The organism is Flavobacterium branchiarum, assembly GCF_030409845.1.
GTDB classification, from domain to species: domain Bacteria; phylum Bacteroidota; class Bacteroidia; order Flavobacteriales; family Flavobacteriaceae; genus Flavobacterium; species Flavobacterium branchiarum.
In genome coordinates this window covers 2321064-2338295 of sequence record NZ_JAUFQQ010000005.1, presented here as the reverse complement: position 1 = coordinate 2338295, position 17232 = coordinate 2321064, and the positions used below count along the sequence as shown (strand labels likewise).

Annotated in this window: 24 protein-coding genes; 3 read left to right on the top strand and 21 right to left on the bottom strand. The window is 35.9% G+C overall.

The window, feature by feature from the left end:
- From QWY99_RS22215 to QWY99_RS22115, 21 genes are all read right to left on the bottom strand, one after another.
- The coding region (locus QWY99_RS22215) for a BspA family leucine-rich repeat surface protein (protein ID WP_290268214.1) at positions 1-867 on the bottom strand (867 nt) is incomplete at its 3' end.
- A gap of 2 nt (positions 868-869) precedes the next feature.
- The gene (locus QWY99_RS22210; RefSeq protein ID WP_290268212.1) at positions 870-1481 is read right to left on the bottom strand and encodes a hypothetical protein; all 612 of its coding nucleotides are present in this window, start codon (positions 1479-1481) and stop codon (positions 870-872) included.
- Positions 1482-1974: 493 nt separating this feature from the next.
- The gene (locus QWY99_RS22205; protein ID WP_290268210.1) at positions 1975-2631 is read right to left on the bottom strand and encodes a hypothetical protein; all 657 of its coding nucleotides are present in this window, start codon (positions 2629-2631) and stop codon (positions 1975-1977) included.
- Positions 2628-3092, bottom strand: a complete 465-nt coding sequence (locus QWY99_RS22200; RefSeq protein ID WP_290259695.1) for a hypothetical protein — start codon at positions 3090-3092, stop codon at positions 2628-2630. The genes QWY99_RS22205 and QWY99_RS22200 overlap by 4 nt, the downstream gene beginning before the upstream one ends.
- Positions 3082-3909: a nucleotidyltransferase gene (locus QWY99_RS22195; RefSeq protein WP_290259692.1), complete on the bottom strand. Its 828-nt coding sequence runs from the start codon at positions 3907-3909 to the stop codon at positions 3082-3084. Before QWY99_RS22195 ends, QWY99_RS22200 begins: the two co-directional genes overlap by 11 nt.
- A 3-nt stretch (positions 3910-3912) precedes the next feature.
- A complete protein-coding gene (locus QWY99_RS22190) occupies positions 3913-4215 on the bottom strand; it encodes a hypothetical protein (RefSeq protein WP_290259689.1) in 303 nt (100 codons plus the stop codon).
- A gap of 3 nt (positions 4216-4218) precedes the next feature.
- The gene (locus QWY99_RS22185; protein ID WP_290259687.1) at positions 4219-4503 is read right to left on the bottom strand and encodes a hypothetical protein; all 285 of its coding nucleotides are present in this window, start codon (positions 4501-4503) and stop codon (positions 4219-4221) included.
- A 7-nt stretch (positions 4504-4510) separates the two neighbouring features.
- Positions 4511-5020 carry a hypothetical protein gene (locus tag QWY99_RS22180; protein ID WP_290259685.1) on the bottom strand — a complete coding sequence of 170 codons (510 nt, stop codon included), beginning with the start codon at positions 5018-5020 and terminating at the stop codon, positions 4511-4513.
- The gene (locus tag QWY99_RS22175) at positions 5020-5208 is read right to left on the bottom strand and encodes a hypothetical protein (protein ID WP_290259684.1); all 189 of its coding nucleotides are present in this window, start codon (positions 5206-5208) and stop codon (positions 5020-5022) included. The genes QWY99_RS22180 and QWY99_RS22175 overlap by 1 nt, the downstream gene beginning before the upstream one ends.
- 8 nt (positions 5209-5216) lie before the next feature.
- Complete coding sequence (locus QWY99_RS22170; protein ID WP_290259682.1) at positions 5217-6206, bottom strand: hypothetical protein; 990 nt, start codon at positions 6204-6206, stop codon at positions 5217-5219.
- A gap of 3 nt (positions 6207-6209) precedes the next feature.
- Entirely contained in the window at positions 6210-6854 is a 645-nt protein-coding gene (locus QWY99_RS22165; protein ID WP_290259680.1) for a DUF6046 domain-containing protein, read from the bottom strand.
- A 2-nt stretch (positions 6855-6856) separates the two neighbouring features.
- A complete protein-coding gene (locus tag QWY99_RS22160) occupies positions 6857-8566 on the bottom strand; it encodes a tape measure protein (RefSeq protein ID WP_290259678.1) in 1710 nt (569 codons plus the stop codon).
- Positions 8567-8735: 169 nt separating this feature from the next.
- Positions 8736-9140 (bottom strand): hypothetical protein, encoded by a 405-nt coding sequence (locus QWY99_RS22155; RefSeq protein WP_290259676.1) that lies wholly within the window; start codon positions 9138-9140, stop codon positions 8736-8738.
- Positions 9141-9156: 16 nt separating this feature from the next.
- On the bottom strand, positions 9157-9591 hold the full coding sequence (locus tag QWY99_RS22150; protein WP_290259673.1) for a hypothetical protein: 435 nt from the start codon (positions 9589-9591) through the stop codon (positions 9157-9159).
- 2 nt (positions 9592-9593) lie between these two features.
- Positions 9594-10754, bottom strand: coding sequence for a DUF2586 family protein (locus QWY99_RS22145; protein WP_290259671.1), 1161 nt, complete (start codon positions 10752-10754; stop codon positions 9594-9596).
- Positions 10754-11323, bottom strand: a complete 570-nt coding sequence (locus tag QWY99_RS22140) for a hypothetical protein (protein ID WP_290259669.1) — start codon at positions 11321-11323, stop codon at positions 10754-10756. Before QWY99_RS22140 ends, QWY99_RS22145 begins: the two co-directional genes overlap by 1 nt.
- 16 nt (positions 11324-11339) lie before the next feature.
- On the bottom strand, positions 11340-11864 hold the full coding sequence (locus tag QWY99_RS22135) for a hypothetical protein (protein WP_290259667.1): 525 nt from the start codon (positions 11862-11864) through the stop codon (positions 11340-11342).
- Positions 11861-12316 carry a CHAP domain-containing protein gene (locus QWY99_RS22130; protein ID WP_290259664.1) on the bottom strand — a complete coding sequence of 152 codons (456 nt, stop codon included), beginning with the start codon at positions 12314-12316 and terminating at the stop codon, positions 11861-11863. Before QWY99_RS22130 ends, QWY99_RS22135 begins: the two co-directional genes overlap by 4 nt.
- Positions 12316-12600, bottom strand: coding sequence for a hypothetical protein (locus tag QWY99_RS22125; RefSeq protein ID WP_290259663.1), 285 nt, complete (start codon positions 12598-12600; stop codon positions 12316-12318). Before QWY99_RS22125 ends, QWY99_RS22130 begins: the two co-directional genes overlap by 1 nt.
- Positions 12601-12671: 71 nt before the next feature.
- Positions 12672-13628 (bottom strand): hypothetical protein, encoded by a 957-nt coding sequence (locus QWY99_RS22120; protein ID WP_290259661.1) that lies wholly within the window; start codon positions 13626-13628, stop codon positions 12672-12674.
- Between the two features lie 12 nt (positions 13629-13640).
- Positions 13641-14633 (bottom strand): hypothetical protein, encoded by a 993-nt coding sequence (locus QWY99_RS22115; RefSeq protein WP_290259659.1) that lies wholly within the window; start codon positions 14631-14633, stop codon positions 13641-13643.
- Between the two features lie 144 nt (positions 14634-14777).
- On the opposite strand from QWY99_RS22115, the gene QWY99_RS22110 reads away from it, so the two are divergent.
- From QWY99_RS22110 to QWY99_RS22100, 3 genes are read left to right on the top strand one after another with little or no spacing between them, the layout of a single operon-like run.
- A complete protein-coding gene (locus tag QWY99_RS22110; protein WP_290259657.1) occupies positions 14778-15221 on the top strand; it encodes a terminase gpP N-terminus-related DNA-binding protein in 444 nt (147 codons plus the stop codon).
- Positions 15214-16761 carry a hypothetical protein gene (locus QWY99_RS22105; RefSeq protein WP_290259655.1) on the top strand — a complete coding sequence of 516 codons (1548 nt, stop codon included), beginning with the start codon at positions 15214-15216 and terminating at the stop codon, positions 16759-16761. The genes QWY99_RS22110 and QWY99_RS22105 overlap by 8 nt, the downstream gene beginning before the upstream one ends.
- Entirely contained in the window at positions 16761-17231 is a 471-nt protein-coding gene (locus QWY99_RS22100; protein WP_290259653.1) for a hypothetical protein, read from the top strand. The genes QWY99_RS22105 and QWY99_RS22100 overlap by 1 nt, the downstream gene beginning before the upstream one ends.
- The last annotated feature ends 1 nt before the right edge of the window (position 17232 follow it).

The following is a 17232-nucleotide window of genomic DNA, read 5'->3' as shown; positions in this document are numbered from 1 at the left end:
TGAGTCAATAGGTTGATTAAAACTTTTAGCAGAATTAAACATAGTTCTCATATCAGTAACTTTTGAAGTGTCCCAACCTCCTATAGGTTGATTGAAGGATAAGCAATCACTAAACATTGTACCCATGTTAATAACTGTTGAAGTATTCCAATTGCTGATATCTTGATTAAATATTTTGCAACCATTGAACATTCCTTCCATTAATACCACTTTTGAAGTATTCCAGTTATTTATACTTGAGCTACCCCCATTGTCAAAATTAGTTGCTTCATCAAACATTCTTATCATATTTTCAACAGACACAACATTCCATCCACCTATATCTTGATTAAAACTTTTAGCGCCTTGAAAGAGACCTGTCATGCCCCTAATATTTGAAGTATCCCAAAGTTCTAGATGGTTTATTGTTGTTAACGATATACAATCCCTAAATGTAAATGATAAACCTCTAACCATCTTTAATTCTGGTATATCTTCGACATTAGTAAGTGTAAGATTTACACAGCCGTCAAAGGCACTACCATTAATAGTAAAAAAAAAGCTCCCCCATCGTTGAATAGTCATTAATTTCATCTTGTCACCAGTACCTCTAAATATAAATCCATCACATTTACCAGTAATAATGACCTGATAAATTCCAACGTTTGAAAAAGTGTGGGTAGCTTCTGCCTGATTCCAAGATGTAATTCTAGATACTGTGCCATCTCCCCAATCAACACTAAAGTTATAAATTCCACCAGCGGTGAGTGGTAGTTTTATTTGGTTTATTTGACTTGACCCAGTTGAAAGATTGTCCGTTTTCCAAGTAGAGATAAATGGTTTGTATTTGCTCTTTCCAAAAACTGTATTTTGTATTAACGCTCCCATAATTACAGTCCTAATAATAAAATGCTGTTAGTAGCTCCACGCTGTGTCAAGGTAAAAATCTGTTTTTCTGCAGTATTGGCAGGTGTCCCCATTAACCATGTTTTAGGAGCTATGATAGCCCAGCCAACTGTTACACCAGGCAATGTGATACCATTAAATAAATAAGAATCAACAAGTGCTATGGGTATGGTTATAGTACAATTAGCTGTAAAAATAACCGTTTTTCCATGCCAAGAAGGCTGTGCGTTTTGCGATGTAGAAACCTCAATTTGGTTTGAAATATCTTGTTTCCCTGTAATGTCTTGATTGGTGACTCCAGCTAAACGAGCTATTTCCGTTTCTAAAATCAGGCTCCTTCCAGCTACCTTATCCACTTTGTTTGCTGTTAAAGCATCGATTAAGGCTTTTAAAATTTTACCCATTTCAGCAGTCAGAGCTTTCGTGGTTCCACCAGTAGTCAAGTCATTTACCAATATCGTACTTAGAGAAATTTCAACTTCTTTAATTGCATCGACAATTTCCTGAATAGTGTCTAAATTTATATCGTCAGATGTCAACAAAAGATTAATAGCGTCTATTTGTTCTTGTAATATCCTCCCTTGTTCTACGGTCAAGAGTGAATTTCATCACTTTATAAGATCATTGACAATATTCAAATATTGATGCGATTTTTATAAAATTCGTTGAGTGGCACATAGCCGTTTACTACACCTTTTTTGACTTATCTTCTTTGAAGAACAAATCAGCGTGAGCGTTAGGATCAGATAAGTGATTTGCCAAATAATTGCTTCCGCCTTTGCGTTTAAAATTCCCTCAATCTCATCAATATTTTAGGTATTTTTTCTCCTTAAACCAAAAGCTGTCCATCCAATTCCAAAATTGCACCTGTGTTGGTTTTAAACCTGTTCGAAACCATTTTTTTAATGTGCTTTTATCTGCCATAATTATGCTATATACTCAATAACATTACTACTCTGTAGGGATTCATGTGATTAACTGTAGTTCCTGTAGGACCTGATGACGCTTTTTTAACCGATTCTAAAAATTCTCCACGTTCTTCCGCACCTGAAGAAACAAGCAATTGCCCTGAAGGCGTTCCGCCTGAATCTACACCAACACCATATCCACCAATAGGAGTAGCGATGTTTGCATTTTAGAACCGCCTACTTTACCTATGGTTTCAAAATCTGGGTCATCAGAATTCCACCCCACAGGCATACGACCACGCCAATTAACAACTTCTGCCCAACCAGTAGGAATTAAATTTGCGGACTTATTCCAAAGAACCATTCCTCCCCCTGTTTGGAAAATTGCATTTTTCTTTTCAAGTTCAGCAACGCGCAAAATCACTTTATCTAGCGTAGTGTTATCAACTTTAGCATTTAAGGCATTTGGTATATCCTTAGTCGAAAATCCACGGGAAAAATCAACCCAGTCTATTGCACCGACTCCAGAACTGAAAGTAGCATAACGTATTTTTATTGAAGGATAGGAATTTCCATTTTGGAAAATCAAATTTTCAGTATCTTCTTTAATGATAACTTTCGTCTGTATCAATCCTCCTCTAAATTCCAAAACCTCACCGTTGATATAGACAACACCATCACTTACGTTAGAACCAGTAATGATACATCCAGAGATTATGGTTAGGTCTCCAACTATGCTACCGAATGCATTAAACAATGAGTATGCTGTTTGCATTCTTCCCAAAATATTTGTCGTCATTGGGAAACCACCAACCTGAGTAAAATTTATACTATTCATATCGTTATTAATTGAAAACTTTTGCCAGCTAACTTATAGAAGTCTACAACAGCAGTTATTTCATTTGTTTTTGTGTTCAAAATTATCCCTGGTACATTTACCAAAAATTCGGCTAATCCATTTACATAATTAAACTCTTGCTCTAGGTAAATTACCCCCAAGTACACATCTAAATTTTCAGACTGGGTGTATAAATAATCTTGATCTATTTGTTCAACATCACTAATGGTAATCCGCCGCAATTCAGGGTCGAATTTATCATTAAGCGCTTTTCTTAAATAGCATTTTTGCCCATTATAAGAAAGCTTTAGCAAATTGTCTGTGCGCATTTGTGTCCATTGATAATGCAAACTATTGATAGGCGAAATCAAAGCTTTGATATAACCAAACAATATTGGCTTTCGTAAAAATGTTGGCAACAACAAAAGAATAAGCCTATCAAAATCTATTTTATACCACATATTTCACATTATCAAAATTTGGCACTACAAAATATCCACTCTCTGGAATTGTCTTTACATTTATTGCTTTGGGTGGTAAATACTCACCCGTAGAAATATCAATAATCTGAGATTCCGCATTTACGATATTTGGAATTCTTACCCCTTCAATATTTTTTAATTTTGTTTCCAAATCAAACAACACTAACTCACCATTAAAAGGAAGCTCCTTCATGTACTCTAAAATAGCATCTTGTACAGGGAAGTTCCCGTATAAAATACTCATCCCAGTATTGTCTATAACCAATGAATCACGAAATATTTGTAAGTTCAACAGCAAAATGTCAGGTAAATGATTTACCACAATATATTTTACACCACAATCTGTAATTTCACTCATGTAGGCATCAAAGGATGCTTTTTGAGGAGTAGAAATTGGAGATAAAACGCCATCGCTTTCAGTTGCAATTTTTATCAGCAATTGTCCAGCTGATTGTGTCACTGCTGAATATTTAATTATTTTAGAATTTTCAATTTGTTCCTCCGGAAATCCGACATTATCATACTTGTCGGTATCTTCAATTAAATCAAAACCATACTGAAATGCTTTTGCTTTGGTTCTGTACCAAGATGGTCTATGAGGAAATTGTTGCTCTATAATGTCAGTAACTTCTGCTTTATGAGTATCGAAAAGAGAGTCTAAAAGCCAAATTGCATAACTAATTATAAATATAAATCGTCTATAAATTGCTGATTGACTTATCGAATTTGGGAGCGTTGAATCAGCAGCTATTTTAGCGTAAATTTCGTTTGAAATATCTGTTATTTTTTTTGCCATTTTTTAATCTACTATAAATGTTGATCCTACAATCATTGTTCCTATACCTATAGGCGGTGTTAATTGATCTAATTGACCCTTAGTTATTCCTGTAGCTAGTATTGCTGTTTTGCTTTTTAAATAGACCGTTTCTTTTTTTAAAATTGTAATGTTGCTCGGGATTATTATTTGTTCGCCTGAAATTGGATCATCAGTAACTGACCTATCGCCATTAGCAAGAGCAAGCTCATAAGCGTTCATAACACTTCCAGTATGTTGTACGGCTAAATCAAACCAAGATTGCAAGACTAAAACAGTTACTGTCATTTTCTAATATTTTGCATCGATTTCAATTGTCAAATCGGATGCTATTTGTATTTTATTTACTGTCATACCATCAAATGAAAATTCTAATCTAATTTCCCTGGCTAAATTTTCGGGGCTGTCATCTTCTAAATACCTTTGAGCTCCAACACCGCGCATTGGCACGTCCTTTAATTCTCCTTTTTCAATCAGAATTAACATTTTTTGATGTTGAGCGGTACTCTCTCCAACAACTAAATCGCCATCGGTAACCAATAAATCAAAATCATCATCTAATAAAAAATCTGTCATTTTAAACCTATTTTAAAAACTGATTAATTCTCATTTCAATTTCTGTGAATTGTGGAATATTGTTCAGCACCGTTGTGTTACCAGTTAAAGTGTCAGGAGTTGAAACAATAAAACTCATCGCTTTTATAGCAGCTATTAAATCAACCATTATCTTTTTTAATGTTTCGTTTTCTTTTTGAAATAAAAATCCGGTTGCATCAACTTCAATAATAGTATTTTCAATGTAATACCCAACTTTTGTAACTTCATCGGCTGCAATAATCATCCAGTCGTCATCATCTTCAACGCGAACAGCTAAAACGTAACTGCCAATTTTTGGTACCAGGATGAAACTTTTTTTATCTGAGAGAACCGGGCGAAGTCGTACGTCTAAAAATTCCTGTCCGTCTTCATCTTCAAGAACACATAAAGCTGTATTTTCATCAACAGATTTAACTTTCGCAATGTTGCTTACAGCAGGACCATGATTCTTAGCAAGGCTTTCAAGCCCCTCTCTTATTTGATCAAATGTTGGCATTAATCCAATATGAATTTATCTGTATTATGAACTTCAATCCCTTCTACTAATTCAGCAATATTATTCTCAACTATACATTTTGTATGTGGATGGTGATTCTTAGCCAAATATTTCATTAAAGGCTCAACCGCTTTTTGAAAAGCTTTTGATTGTTTTTTTTTATTTTTTGTAAGGGCTATTTTTTTCATTGTCTTAATTATTTTGTTGCTATAAAACCTAATTGAATTGTTTGCCTGCCTCCTGATTTTCCAAACTCACCCGAAACGCTTTCTACAAAAAAGTTTCCTGATTTATCGGGATATTTGTAACCATCTATTTCGGCTATATCTCCTTTGTTTGTGGCTGGTTCTAAAAATGCTGTTATATTGCCTTCGTACCCTTTATAATTGCTTTTGGTCTGCAACCTGTTAGCAATTTGCTTTAGCAGATCAGCGGGCAATCCCGCCTTTACTTTTACAGTTTTTAAATTGTCGTACTTGTCAGCATCTGATTTAGTGCGCTTAACTTCTCCTTGGCCGTTTTTCTCCTGGATAACTATTCTAATATTTTTATCAACCAGACGTTTTTTAAAATCATCATCTTTTACGGTATTCCAACCTAAACGAAGTTTTACCGTTTTGCCTTTCTTTCCGTATTGAGTACCTACATACAATTCATTAAAATTGAAGTAAACCGACAAATGCACCTCTTTTTTTAGCCATTCCAAAACCTGAATACCTGTGGCATTTTTAAATCGAACATTTTTTAAAGGAACGTTTGGTATTTCAGTTGATAAAACAATTTCAGTTCCTAAGCATAGATCAGTTAGCAACTGCTTTACAGTTACGACTGAATAAGTTTTATTAAAAATGATGTCATATAATAAATAGCTGTATCCTTCACATTCAATTTTTACAGGAATTCCCATATTTACTCGCTTGATAAATCCCTCAAAACGCTTTACGTTATTACCATCATAACCAAGCAATATGCTGATTTTGTCGTTTTCTTTAAAAAGATATTCTGAACGATTATTTGGCTCTTGTATATCTTCAGTAATCGTTTTCTCATTTGTCAAATATTTAATCCTTGGCAATTCAATTGTACAGGTATCTGTAAAACTATTAATATCTGTTTTCCAAGAAACTTTTGATGGCTTTATATTTGGATAACCTCCAATTGCGATATCGCTTGTTAAATAAAACATTTATTATATGATTAAGTCCAATATATAATCCGTTTCAAGGGTCATCGAAAAAGGGCGTATCCAGACTGCTTTTCCTTGTACTTCTGGAAAATCCAAAGTACTTACAGCAACTTGACAACTATCATCTAAAAATATTTCTGGATAACCGCCATGTAGCTCAACAGGGCTAGTACTCTCAAAAATTTGTTTTAAAGTAGTTATTTGATCTTCAGGGACCATTTTGTTTTTTCCAATTAAAAAACCTTTTATTGTAAATTTATAATCATCAATAGCAAAACACTCTTTTACTTTTCCTTTACGCTCACTTACAGGGGTTCTAACTATTTCCTTCATTAAATTAACGCCAACGGTACAGGCTTCGATTTCAATCTCTACAAAAACAGCATTACCATTATTATCAATTGTTGTTGTTTTAAGAGTTACAGGAAACCAAATCGCCTGTCCGTAAGCACCAATTTTATTGAAAGGAATATTTTTACTTGAATAATCAATACTACCTTTTGGACGTGTATTTTCAGTTGTTATGGAATATCCCGTTTCTTCTGTTGTGGGTTGTAAAGAATCCTTATCAGTAATAAAATAAGGTGAGTTTGCAAAATAGGTTTTATATAATTTTACTAAATCAACTACTGTATTTGTACTAAACATAATTAAACCATTTTTGAACCGTTATATACTATTCTCGCTAAACATTCCATTACAATTCTTTCCATTTCATCAACTGATTCGTTGGCGTTCATGGTAGTAAATTGCAGGTTTTCAAAAAACTTTCCTACTTGGATATTTACCACTTTTGGACCCGAACCGGAAACGGTTTCACCCGCTGATTTTCCAGATGCGTTATTTGAAGCCATTAATGAACCTCCGGCACCTAATGGCGAATCGTCTGGACTTTCATCTTTTGGTGTCTTAGGAGTAATTAAGGTTTTTGTACCTTTTACATTAATTGTATTATTGCCTTTTATCCACTTGTAAAAAGCTTCTATTTTATTTAAAATAGGTTCTACAAGGTTGTTCCAAACCCAAAGAATGCCATCTAAAACAACACCTATAGCATCACCAATATTTTTCATGTACCATCCAATAAACCTAAAAACGTCCTTTAGAATTTCACTTTTACGCACAAACTCTACTATTCGACTTACAAAATCCCAAAGCTTAAGAGCTATGTTTTGGATAATTGGGTACATGACGTTAAAAAGGCTTTTAGCTATTGCAACCCATTCACTCCACTTGCCTGTACCGCTAACAATTTGGGTAACATAGTCGACCGCTTTACCTACACCGTTGGCAAATGCATCGATATAAGGTTGTGCACGCTCAATCATAGGACCAATACCATTAGCGAACTTAATTCCCATATCGAGAAACTTATTGATAACTGGTGAAAACGCATCACCTAAATCAGATGCTGCAGTCGTAAAGTTATCCTTAACAGTGTCCCATTTTCCAGATTTTGTTTGCGATTGCGCCGCCATAGCTCCCTCATAAATACCTCCTTTAGAATTTGCCATCGCCAGAGTTTTTGCAAGGTCTTCATAAGTGACTTCCATTTCCTTGACCTGGTCAATACTTTTGCCTGTTGATTGTGCCAACATGGTATAAATATTAATTCCGGCTATTCCAAATTGTCGAATGTCCATTGCTGTAGCTTTCCCGACTGTCTTAATTTGTTGCATATTAGCGGCCATCCTTGATAAAATATCATTTCCGCCACCAACAGCCGAAACGGCGTTAGCTAAATTCATAGTATCAGTTCTGGCTGCCTTAGCATTCAGTCCCGCTGAAATCAAAGAACGATTTACCTCTAAAAGCGAGGCAGTATCAAAAGGCGTTGCATTTGCATCCTCTCTAATATTTTTATATGCATCTTGCGCGCCCTGCTTGCCTAAAAAAGTAGTCAATCCAGTAATTGCTCGCTCTTTTTCAAAGCTTTTTTCAATCATTGTGCCAACACCAGCAGTTACCACGTTTAGCAACATTGAAACACCAGAGGAAGCTAAATTGCCAATCATAGAACCAATTGCAACGCCTCCAACACCTAAACCTTTAGAACTGCTACCAGAGGAAAAACTTGTATTGCCCGAATGACTAACCGATTGCCTTTGTAAAGAGGCTAGCTCACGTCGAGCCATTGCAATTTGACTAGGAATAGTACTTCTGCTAATTGTGTCTTCAACTTGTCTAATTTTATTCTGTAGCTCGGCAAAGCTCATTCCTAAAATACGGTTGCGACCAGTCATTTGATTAGCCGATTGACTCATCCTGTTAAACACGGACTGAGAAGTCGAACCTAATCGGGTTAGGTTCGAGCTTGCCATGTCACGCATTCTTAAAACAAAATCAATCGTGTTATTCATAACCTAAGTTTCTTCTTTTTTTGATAATTCAAGTGCAATCCCGGTCCGATAGAAAAATGTTTCATCACCCCAATCTTTTAAGGCATTTGCTCCGAATTTCATACACCCAAATACAATCAGGTGATCTAGTCCTGCTTTTTTATTCTGGCAATCTTTTATGCCTTTATTACTAAGCGCGAAAAAACTCGGCTTTCTTCCCTTCCAAGATGTTGTTTATCTGTAAGAAAACAGAAATGAATTTTTCTTCATCTTCGATTAGGATAATATCACCATCCAACCAAAGTTGCTCCATCACCATTGCAACAGCTTTGCTCAGTCCGGCACTTCCTATCGCTTCCATATAGTCGCCTAAGTCATCGGCTGTCGGAGGTCTTAAAACTGCCAAGTCAGTTTCGTGTTTTAAATAGATCAACTTACGGCCTCCAGCTAGTTGCTTCCATTCCTCTAACTTTGGCTCCCCAAATTTTTCGATATATGGTGTTAAATCAAACTCTTTAAGTTTTTCAACTTCTTTGGCTTTACGATTAGCGAAAGCGCCTTTTAAATTTCCTTTGTTTACTGCAGTTTTTGTCATTTGTTTGTTTTTGATGTTATGGTAATCTTACATTCATTGCCAGGTAAGGCAATGTTATTTCTCTAAACTTTGCATTTTGTTCCAGATCAACACCTGATTCCGTAAAAGCAACACCTGAAGCGATGTATGTAGAGATTGGGTCAACCAATCTTTTTCGATATGTACAAGTGATTACAATTAGCTCATGTGGTACCTCGGTAATGTCTTCAAATCCTGCAATTCTTGCGGCTTTGTTCATGGCATCAGCTTCAAAACCTAATACCTTTATACTTCCTGAATTTTTCTTGTTACCAGATTGAATATCGATAGCTTCATCACCAGCCCCGTATAAATGTTCTTTTTCAACTTCTTTTTTGAAGCTAAACCCGCGTAATCCTTTAATTGTTCGCGTTAGAATTTTAATCTCAAAATTTGCAAATGCACACTCTGATGAACTTATATTTATATTCATAGCTATAAATTAGCAGTTAAACCTATTTTTACTTTAATCCAGGTCAAATAGCCAAGAGGCAAAACTTTGACTTCAATCGCTCCAGTGCTAGTATTAATTATATCTACATCAGTTGGTACATTAACATCAATATCACTTACCTGACCCGCTAATTGTGATCTCAATTGTTGAGAGATTGTTTCTTCTAAATCTTTCGCATCGGTCCCATTGATGGTTCCATCAGCATTCACACGAACAGAAGTTTCTAACATTGGAGTTGCGGCTGCTGTAGCAATTCTTTGAGCTTTATCAATTATTCTGCCGTGCACTAAGATTCTGAAATCGTCATTAGTCGCCATATTATCTCTTGCAAAATAATATCCTGCTGATCCGTCACGTCGATGCATTATGATGTAACCTGCATTGGCAAAAATATCTAGTTCCTCCGGGTAATAATCTTCGATAGCTCTGTCACCGATAAATGCATCAGAAATAGTCAAAGGACCATTTTGCCCATTGCCAATTTTTATATGAGATTGGTATTTAACTGATCTGGCCAAAGCCAAAGCAACACCACTGGCGCCAGAACCATCTTTCAAATTGCTACCAAGTACAACACCCGCAAAACCATTCCCAACCGTATTAGGTTCGAACAAATCAGCTTCTAAATCGGCAACTCTACCCTCAATAAGCATTCTAACAGGCTTATTGATTGATTGCTGATATTGTCCTAATGTTTTAGATGCTAACAATGCGTCCTCTACATCTTTATCCAAAAAGAGATTTTCTGACATTGCGTAAGCCTCGCTTGGCTTGCGAATTAACCCGACAATGGTGATTTTACCTTGTACTGAATTAAGTAACTTTTTAAGACCGTTTGCATTAGTCGAAGTAACCATTTGCGTAAGAGTCATTGTGTCTTCAACTCCAAGAATAGTTAAAGCCTTATTACCTCCCAACTCCTGATAGAACACCTCAATAGCCTTGTTTAAAAATGGTTCCGCTGCAACGGTGTAACCCTTTGCTATTGCATCATCATAACCAAAAACAGTTTCAATTACACCTATTTTAGTTTGGGCCGTTCCCATAAGTCCTGCAACACCATCCATAATTTGCAACTGACGTTGGAGGTTGCCCGAGGCTACTGCTACAGTAACCTTTGGCGTTCCGGTTCCTAGTTCCATTATTCTTGACTTTCTAAATTAGCTTTTGCTTTTGTAATAGCCTCTAAAAGGTCTTTTTTAGAATTTGAAGCACTTTCAAGGGCTAAACCTTTAACAATTGCCTTGATGACCTCATAATCTGATTCGAAATCAAAAACTTTCAAATCTTCAATAGTGTAAACTTTTTTGAGTTGGGTTTTAGGGGGTGTGATTGAAATTTCAAACAGCTCATCTGTTGATTCAAAAACATCAGTAGCAGAAATACTGCTATTAGTTTCGGCATTAACAAAATTGTCTTCAATCTGCTGGAAACCTAAAGAGACTAATTTATCAACTCTCAATTTTAATTTAGCTTCTTTTTCTTCAGGCGTTTCAGTTGCGATGCCAGTTTCAATATCAGGACCAAGTACTTCTATGTTCGATAATTCGTAATCACTTCTGTAATGAGAATTAACTTTATTGTCTTTTAGCCCGTTTGCATGACTGTCAGCAGTTCCTTTAGTGTGAAATACTCTGTTGTCAGATGTAATATGACATTCATTGCTTGATGGGTGTCTGTCGAAATAATCGACCGCTTTTTCGTTTGACATTTTAAACAGTATTTAATTAGTATTTAATAACATTTGTTTTTTGTAGCACGACAACAATTATAAAAAGTGCTAACAGGGTTAAAAACAATCGACCACAATAAATTTGAGTTAATTGCCACCACGAAAGTTCTCGTTCAACCGGATAAGGTATTTTTTTGATTATTTGTTGATGTTCTTTAGTGTAAACATCTTTCCATTGTGCAAACAACTTAATTGCCTCAGCCTTACAGTCAACGGTTAATATATTATCCTGTAAATTGACTTTTGGAGGTTCTAAATGTTTCCCTGGTGTAGACACTGGTTTTACATCTTTATTCATAACGACCTTTCCGTTAACACATTCCAGATAGGCTTTATAATAGCTATTATCTTGTGGGATTTTAAAAGTTGTATCGCGTACTACTTCTTTTGTAGTTACCGTTGTAGTGGTTTCGATTGTTGTTGGCGGTACAACACTAGAGCTTTTACAAGCCACTAGTGTTGTAGCCAAAACAACAAAACAAAAAATGGACAGACAGAATTTTAATTTTAGGTTTTTCATACTCTTAAATATGCTTTAATTGTGGATTTGTTTCGTTTTCTTCGACACACTTTGTAACCTTCCCGGCTACCATCATCGTTAGTATTACCTTCAATGGTGTGGATAATGTTTTTTTCTACCTTTTCAACTAATCCAGTATGTCCTTGACCTTTGCCAAAGTCCATGATAAAAATGTCTCCGGGCTGTGGTTCCTTAACTACTAATTCTTTTTTAAAGTTTAGCATTGCCAAAACTCCTGCAGTTTTTGCAAGAGGATTTGTGATACCTAATTGTATTGATGCTTCTTTGGTGCACCAATAAACAAATGCCATACACCAAGCATAGCCTTTGCCAAGTCCTACAGACTTTAAATATTTTTCTACTGCTGGACCTGCGTTACTGTTTTTTGGAATTTCTTCAACTCCTAACTGTGTAATCGATACAGCTAATGTTTTTTGTCCTAATGTGCTCACTATATTTTTCCGTTAAGTTGTTTGAACTTTTGTAACTCCTCCACTAGATGCTGATTTATACCCATTAATTCACGGTGTTGCGCTTCCATTGTTTTTATGGTTTCCGTTGCAGCAGTTAATCTGCTTGCCATATCGTCAAGTAAATCACGATAGTATTTTACAGCATTCACTGCATTATCTAGTTCAGCAGCTCGATCTTCAGCAAGATTTTTTCTCTTTGAAAATATATAGGTGATTAATGCAGAAAAAAAAGCAGTTAATATTGGGAATACAAATTGGTCCATGTAGTTGTTTTAAAAAAAGGTTTCTACTATAGGCGTAGAAACCTTTTGGATATATATAATATTTTAATTCATTAAGCAGATTGAACTACAACTCCAACACCTTTCCAGTCTTCACGACGACAACGACCGCCCATTTTTACAAGTCCTGAGTGAATATCGCCATAGTACAATGGGTTCTCCATGTCTTGGAAAAGCTTAGTATCTCCCAATGACTTGGTTACACTGTTCTTTTGCCAAAAGATGCTTGCCAGATTATCAGTTGCAGCCAAAGCCTCTCCAGGTAATCTAAACACTCCCGCAGATGATAATGCTAATACTGAACTTCTTTCAAGAATTGTAAAACCCGCATATTTTCCAACAACACCATTAGCCAAATCAGCAGTAGCTTGAAAGGCCGCCATTTCGTTTGTGGTTAATGAATTTTGAAACTGTTTTAACATAAAACTTTCAAGCATTGCGTAACGATCTTGTTTTGGCACATTGTCTTTATTAAAAGTTGCCTGCATAAGATCAAACTCTGCGAATGTGAATCCTTTTCTAGTACCAGTCTGGCCATCTACTGGATTTACAGCTGTTGCAGTACCGGCAGTACCGATATGTCTTGCAACGGGTAAAAATTCAACAGTTGTGCCACCGCCAACGGCAGGTTTGATACCTTTAATCCAGTTATACGTCAATTCGTCACCAATACTTTCTGCTAAGGTGTCGGTATGATCTGCTAAAAGGCTATCTTGTTTTTCGTAGCTGATTTCAAGTGTTTCAGAAGTCAACAGTGCTGTTGGATCTGTTGTAAATACGTCAAGTACATAAGCAATTGCAGTATCACCTCTTTGAACCGCTGTAGCCGCCCCAAAACCTCTATTTTTTACAACATTTGGTTTAGCTCCCGCTTGTGGAATATAGACAACAGAACCACCAACAATAAATTTGCTTTCATCAAAACAAAGTGCAATGTGTGGATTTGTTTTACGTAGTTTCTCTACGATATAAGATGCCCAAAACTCTTGGGGTATTTTTGGATTTGCCATAATTAAATTGGATTATGAATTAGGATATTTTTCTTTTTTTAATTTATCGTACAAATCAGGAAGCTGAATACGTACGGTTTCTAATTGGTCAGATTGGTATAAATCATCCCATTTTTTTCCAGCAAATACGGAAGCGTCTTTATTATCTCCCAACTGATCTGTAATCAATGTTTGCGCTGGCATCGCATCGATTAAGTCTTTTAAACCTTTTGGATCAGCTTTAAAGCTTTCTCCTAATTTTGCAGAAACTTCCTTAGTTAATTTCTTGTCAGCTTCACCTTTTGAAAGTAAGTCTTGAACTTCTTTGGCTACATGTGAATCTTTCAAATCAGACAATTCTTTTTCCTTTTCAGTTAAAGCTTTGGTTTTATCTGCTAAATCTTTTTGCAGTCCAGGTATTTTATTGGCTTTGTCAATTAAGTCCTGAAATGCACCGTTTGCATCTTCATCACTTGAATTGTCACTTAAATTCAATGCGGTCAAAAAGCCCGCGGTTAAAATGATTTTTTTCATGTTATTGGGTTTAGTTTTTTTTAAATCTGAAAGGTTTAATTCGTTGTCATCAATATCAAAAAGATCGGCAAGTGCATTGTAATTGCCCGGAATATCAACAAGCGATATTTCACGAGGAAACCACTTTGTAATAGTAGGTCCTGTTTGATCTGGCAACATCAATGATTTTAAGTCGGTATAATCCAACACAACTATTTTTCCAACGCTGGCCGCATTCAAGAAACCGTTTTCGATCTCTGAAACAATCGTCTCACCTTGTGGATGAGCCAAATTGATAATCGGTTTTGCATAAACCTTATCATTATCGATTCTAAAGTCTTCCCAACGCACCACAACACCGTTGTCGCGGTTGTGCATTTTAAAACCGATAGGGTTTTTCTTGACTTCATCTACCAATAAACCAGACGTTAAACATCGATAGCCATATACATTCACTGAGTCGTCAGTGATGCAAAATTCTTTATCGATTTTTTTCTGTTTTGGTGTACTCATTAAGCTTTCATGTTTATATGTGTTTTAAAGTGAGTACAAACTTGCGAATGTTTGCAAAGCATTGAAAATAAAGACGTAAGGATTGCACACATATTTTAAAATGGGGTTGTTTTGGGTCAATTTTGCCATGTAATCAAGAGTAAAATGGGAATTTCCAAAGCACAAGAGCGGGAGTATGCTCGAATATTATATGTAAATGAGCGAATCACTTTTAAAGAGATTGCTGAACGTACAGGCGTAACCGAAAAGACAATAGGAAAGTGGGCAGAATTAGACAATTGGGCGAAGCTTCGAAAAAGCCTATTGACAACTAAGGAGGCGCAACTTGTGCATTGGTATAATCAATTGGAGGCATTAAACGAATTGATTGCAAAACGTGATGTTCCGATTCCGGAATCTAAGGAAGCGGACATAATGAGTAAAATAACCGCAAACATCCAACGCCTGGAAACCGAAATAGGTTTAGGTGAATATGTGGAGGTTTCAAGAAAATTATTAACGTTCATTCAATCTGTTGATTTAGGTGATGCAAAAAAATTCAAGAATTACATCGATGAGTTTATCAACTCAAAATTAAAAAATGGCTAAAAGAGTTACCGACAAGGAATATTTAGAGTTATGGCGTGAGTTCTGTGAAAACATGGACAATGCTACTCCTATAGATTTAAGCGAAACTCATTCGGCAAAAATCAAGAGAAAACAACATCTTGAAAAACATCCTGAGGAATGGTTTAAATACTATTTCCCAATGTATTATACAAGTGAGCCCGCGCCATTTCATATAAGGGCTACAAAAAGAGTTATAGCTAATCCCGAATGGTATGAAGTTCGTTCGTGGTCGAGAGAACTTTCAAAGTCAGGTCGAACCATGATGGAAACTTTGTACCTGGGTATAGCTGATATTCCGGTTGACATAAAAGTAGATACTATCCTTTTAGTATCTGATTCATTAGATAATGCTGAAAGATTACTATTACCATATAAAGGAAGTTTAGAAAGTAATAATCGTATCATTAATGATTATGGTGTTCAAAAAAAGATAGGAGGTTGGGAATCTACCGAATTTACAACTCGAAAAGGTTTGGCTTTTCGTGGTATTGGAGCAGGTCAATCGCCTCGTGGAACTCGTAATAAAGCAAAGAGACCTAATCTAATTTTGATTGACGATATTGATACCGACGAAATATGCCGTAATCCAGAAAGGGTAAAGGAACGTGTTAAATGGATTGAACAAGCTTTAATTCCAACCCGTTCAATTTCTAGTGGATTAAGAATTATTGCTTGTGGAAACATTATTGCAAAGTATTGTTGTATTACCGAAATGGGTAAAAAAGCTGATATTCACGAAGTCATTAATATTCGTGATAAAGAAGGAAAAAGTACTTGGCCTCAAAAAAATACAGAAGCAAATATCGACAGGGTTCTTTCTTTGATAAGTTACGAAAGTTACCAAAAAGAGTACTTCAATAACCCAATGGATGGTGGTGATACTTTTAAAGATATTATTTTCGAAAAGTGTCCACAACTACGCCATTGTGATAATGTTGTAATTTATGCCGATCCGGCACCTAGTAATTCAGATAAAACCAATGCAAGTAGCAAGGCAATTACTATTGTAGCCAACAAGGGACTTAACTATTACATCCAAAAAGTTTGGGTTGATCAAATGAGTAACGCTAAGTTTTGTGAATACCTATTTGAAGCGCATGACATTTGTAAGCGTGGCGGAGTTGACCCAGTTTATATATGGATAGAAAACAATTCACTTCAAAATCCATTTTACGAGCAGGTTATTTTACCTCATATATACAGAATAAACGAAGAAAGAAATTCCTTTTTACCAATCCGCCCGGATGACCGCAAGAAGCCTGAAAAATACGCAAGAATTGAGGGAGGGCTTGAACCACTAAACCGTTTAGGACATCTGATTTTTAATGTAGTGGAGAAAACCAATCCACATATGGAGCGACTTGTTGCACAGTTTACCAGTTTCAGCCGAAAAGCAAAGCTAATGGATGGACCCGATTGTGTCGAAGGTGCTGTCTGGACTATAAAAGAAGTACAAATCACAACGGCTACCGGAGCAATCGAAAGTTTCAAACGTCAAGCCAATAAACATAGAATGTAATGTTAGTACAACCATCAGAATTAAACACCGAATTATACCCGGAAGTTATTGCAGCAATAACCCGAAGCAATCCGAACGAAACAATTACTCAAATCAAAGCAGCTGAGGATTTTTGTAAATCATACCTGTTTAAATATGATTTAAAAGCACTTTTTGGCGATGATTACGTAGAACCGGCATTAGCTCCAACAGTTGTAGATGAAAATTTAAAGAAGACAATTAAAGTAATTGCCTCTTATTGGTTGGTACGAAAATCAAATCCAAATGTCAATTTAGAGTTATTTCGCGAAGATTGGGAGTTGATGATTGGTAACAAGGAAGTACCCGGATGGCTGTTTGATATTAAAGAGGGAAATATAAATCCAAACTGGCCTTATAAACAAGATGATCCAGAAACACCAGAAGACGAAAGTACATTGAATGATGGTGTTTTCTGGGGTTCTAACCAAAAACGCATCCAAAGATTTTAAA

Excerpts from the sequence above, each read along its gene's own strand:
- QWY99_RS22205 (WP_290268210.1), bottom strand. The coding sequence starts at position 2,631 with ATGAATAGTATAAATTTTACTCAGGTTGGTGGTTTCCCAATGACGACA.
- QWY99_RS22200 (WP_290259695.1), bottom strand. The coding sequence starts at position 3,092 with ATGTGGTATAAAATAGATTTTGATAGGCTTATTCTTTTGTTGTTGCCA.
- QWY99_RS22195 (WP_290259692.1), bottom strand. The coding sequence starts at position 3,909 with ATGGCAAAAAAAATAACAGATATTTCAAACGAAATTTACGCTAAAATA.
- QWY99_RS22190 (WP_290259689.1), bottom strand. The coding sequence starts at position 4,215 with ATGACAGTAACTGTTTTAGTCTTGCAATCTTGGTTTGATTTAGCCGTA.
- QWY99_RS22185 (WP_290259687.1), bottom strand. The coding sequence starts at position 4,503 with ATGACAGATTTTTTATTAGATGATGATTTTGATTTATTGGTTACCGAT.
- QWY99_RS22180 (WP_290259685.1), bottom strand. The coding sequence starts at position 5,020 with ATGCCAACATTTGATCAAATAAGAGAGGGGCTTGAAAGCCTTGCTAAG.
- QWY99_RS22175 (WP_290259684.1), bottom strand. The coding sequence starts at position 5,208 with ATGAAAAAAATAGCCCTTACAAAAAATAAAAAAAAACAATCAAAAGCT.
- QWY99_RS22170 (WP_290259682.1), bottom strand. The coding sequence starts at position 6,206 with ATGTTTTATTTAACAAGCGATATCGCAATTGGAGGTTATCCAAATATA.
- QWY99_RS22165 (WP_290259680.1), bottom strand. The coding sequence starts at position 6,854 with ATGTTTAGTACAAATACAGTAGTTGATTTAGTAAAATTATATAAAACC.
- QWY99_RS22160 (WP_290259678.1), bottom strand. The coding sequence starts at position 8,566 with ATGAATAACACGATTGATTTTGTTTTAAGAATGCGTGACATGGCAAGC.
- QWY99_RS22155 (WP_290259676.1), bottom strand. The coding sequence starts at position 9,140 with ATGACAAAAACTGCAGTAAACAAAGGAAATTTAAAAGGCGCTTTCGCT.
- QWY99_RS22150 (WP_290259673.1), bottom strand. The coding sequence starts at position 9,591 with ATGAATATAAATATAAGTTCATCAGAGTGTGCATTTGCAAATTTTGAG.
- QWY99_RS22145 (WP_290259671.1), bottom strand. The coding sequence starts at position 10,754 with ATGGAACTAGGAACCGGAACGCCAAAGGTTACTGTAGCAGTAGCCTCG.
- QWY99_RS22140 (WP_290259669.1), bottom strand. The coding sequence starts at position 11,323 with ATGTCAAACGAAAAAGCGGTCGATTATTTCGACAGACACCCATCAAGC.
- QWY99_RS22135 (WP_290259667.1), bottom strand. The coding sequence starts at position 11,864 with ATGAAAAACCTAAAATTAAAATTCTGTCTGTCCATTTTTTGTTTTGTT.
- QWY99_RS22125 (WP_290259663.1), bottom strand. The coding sequence starts at position 12,600 with ATGGACCAATTTGTATTCCCAATATTAACTGCTTTTTTTTCTGCATTA.
- QWY99_RS22120 (WP_290259661.1), bottom strand. The coding sequence starts at position 13,628 with ATGGCAAATCCAAAAATACCCCAAGAGTTTTGGGCATCTTATATCGTA.
- QWY99_RS22115 (WP_290259659.1), bottom strand. The coding sequence starts at position 14,633 with ATGAGTACACCAAAACAGAAAAAAATCGATAAAGAATTTTGCATCACT.
- QWY99_RS22110 (WP_290259657.1), top strand. The coding sequence starts at position 14,778 with ATGGGAATTTCCAAAGCACAAGAGCGGGAGTATGCTCGAATATTATAT.
- QWY99_RS22105 (WP_290259655.1), top strand. The coding sequence starts at position 15,214 with ATGGCTAAAAGAGTTACCGACAAGGAATATTTAGAGTTATGGCGTGAG.
- QWY99_RS22100 (WP_290259653.1), top strand. The coding sequence starts at position 16,761 with ATGTTAGTACAACCATCAGAATTAAACACCGAATTATACCCGGAAGTT.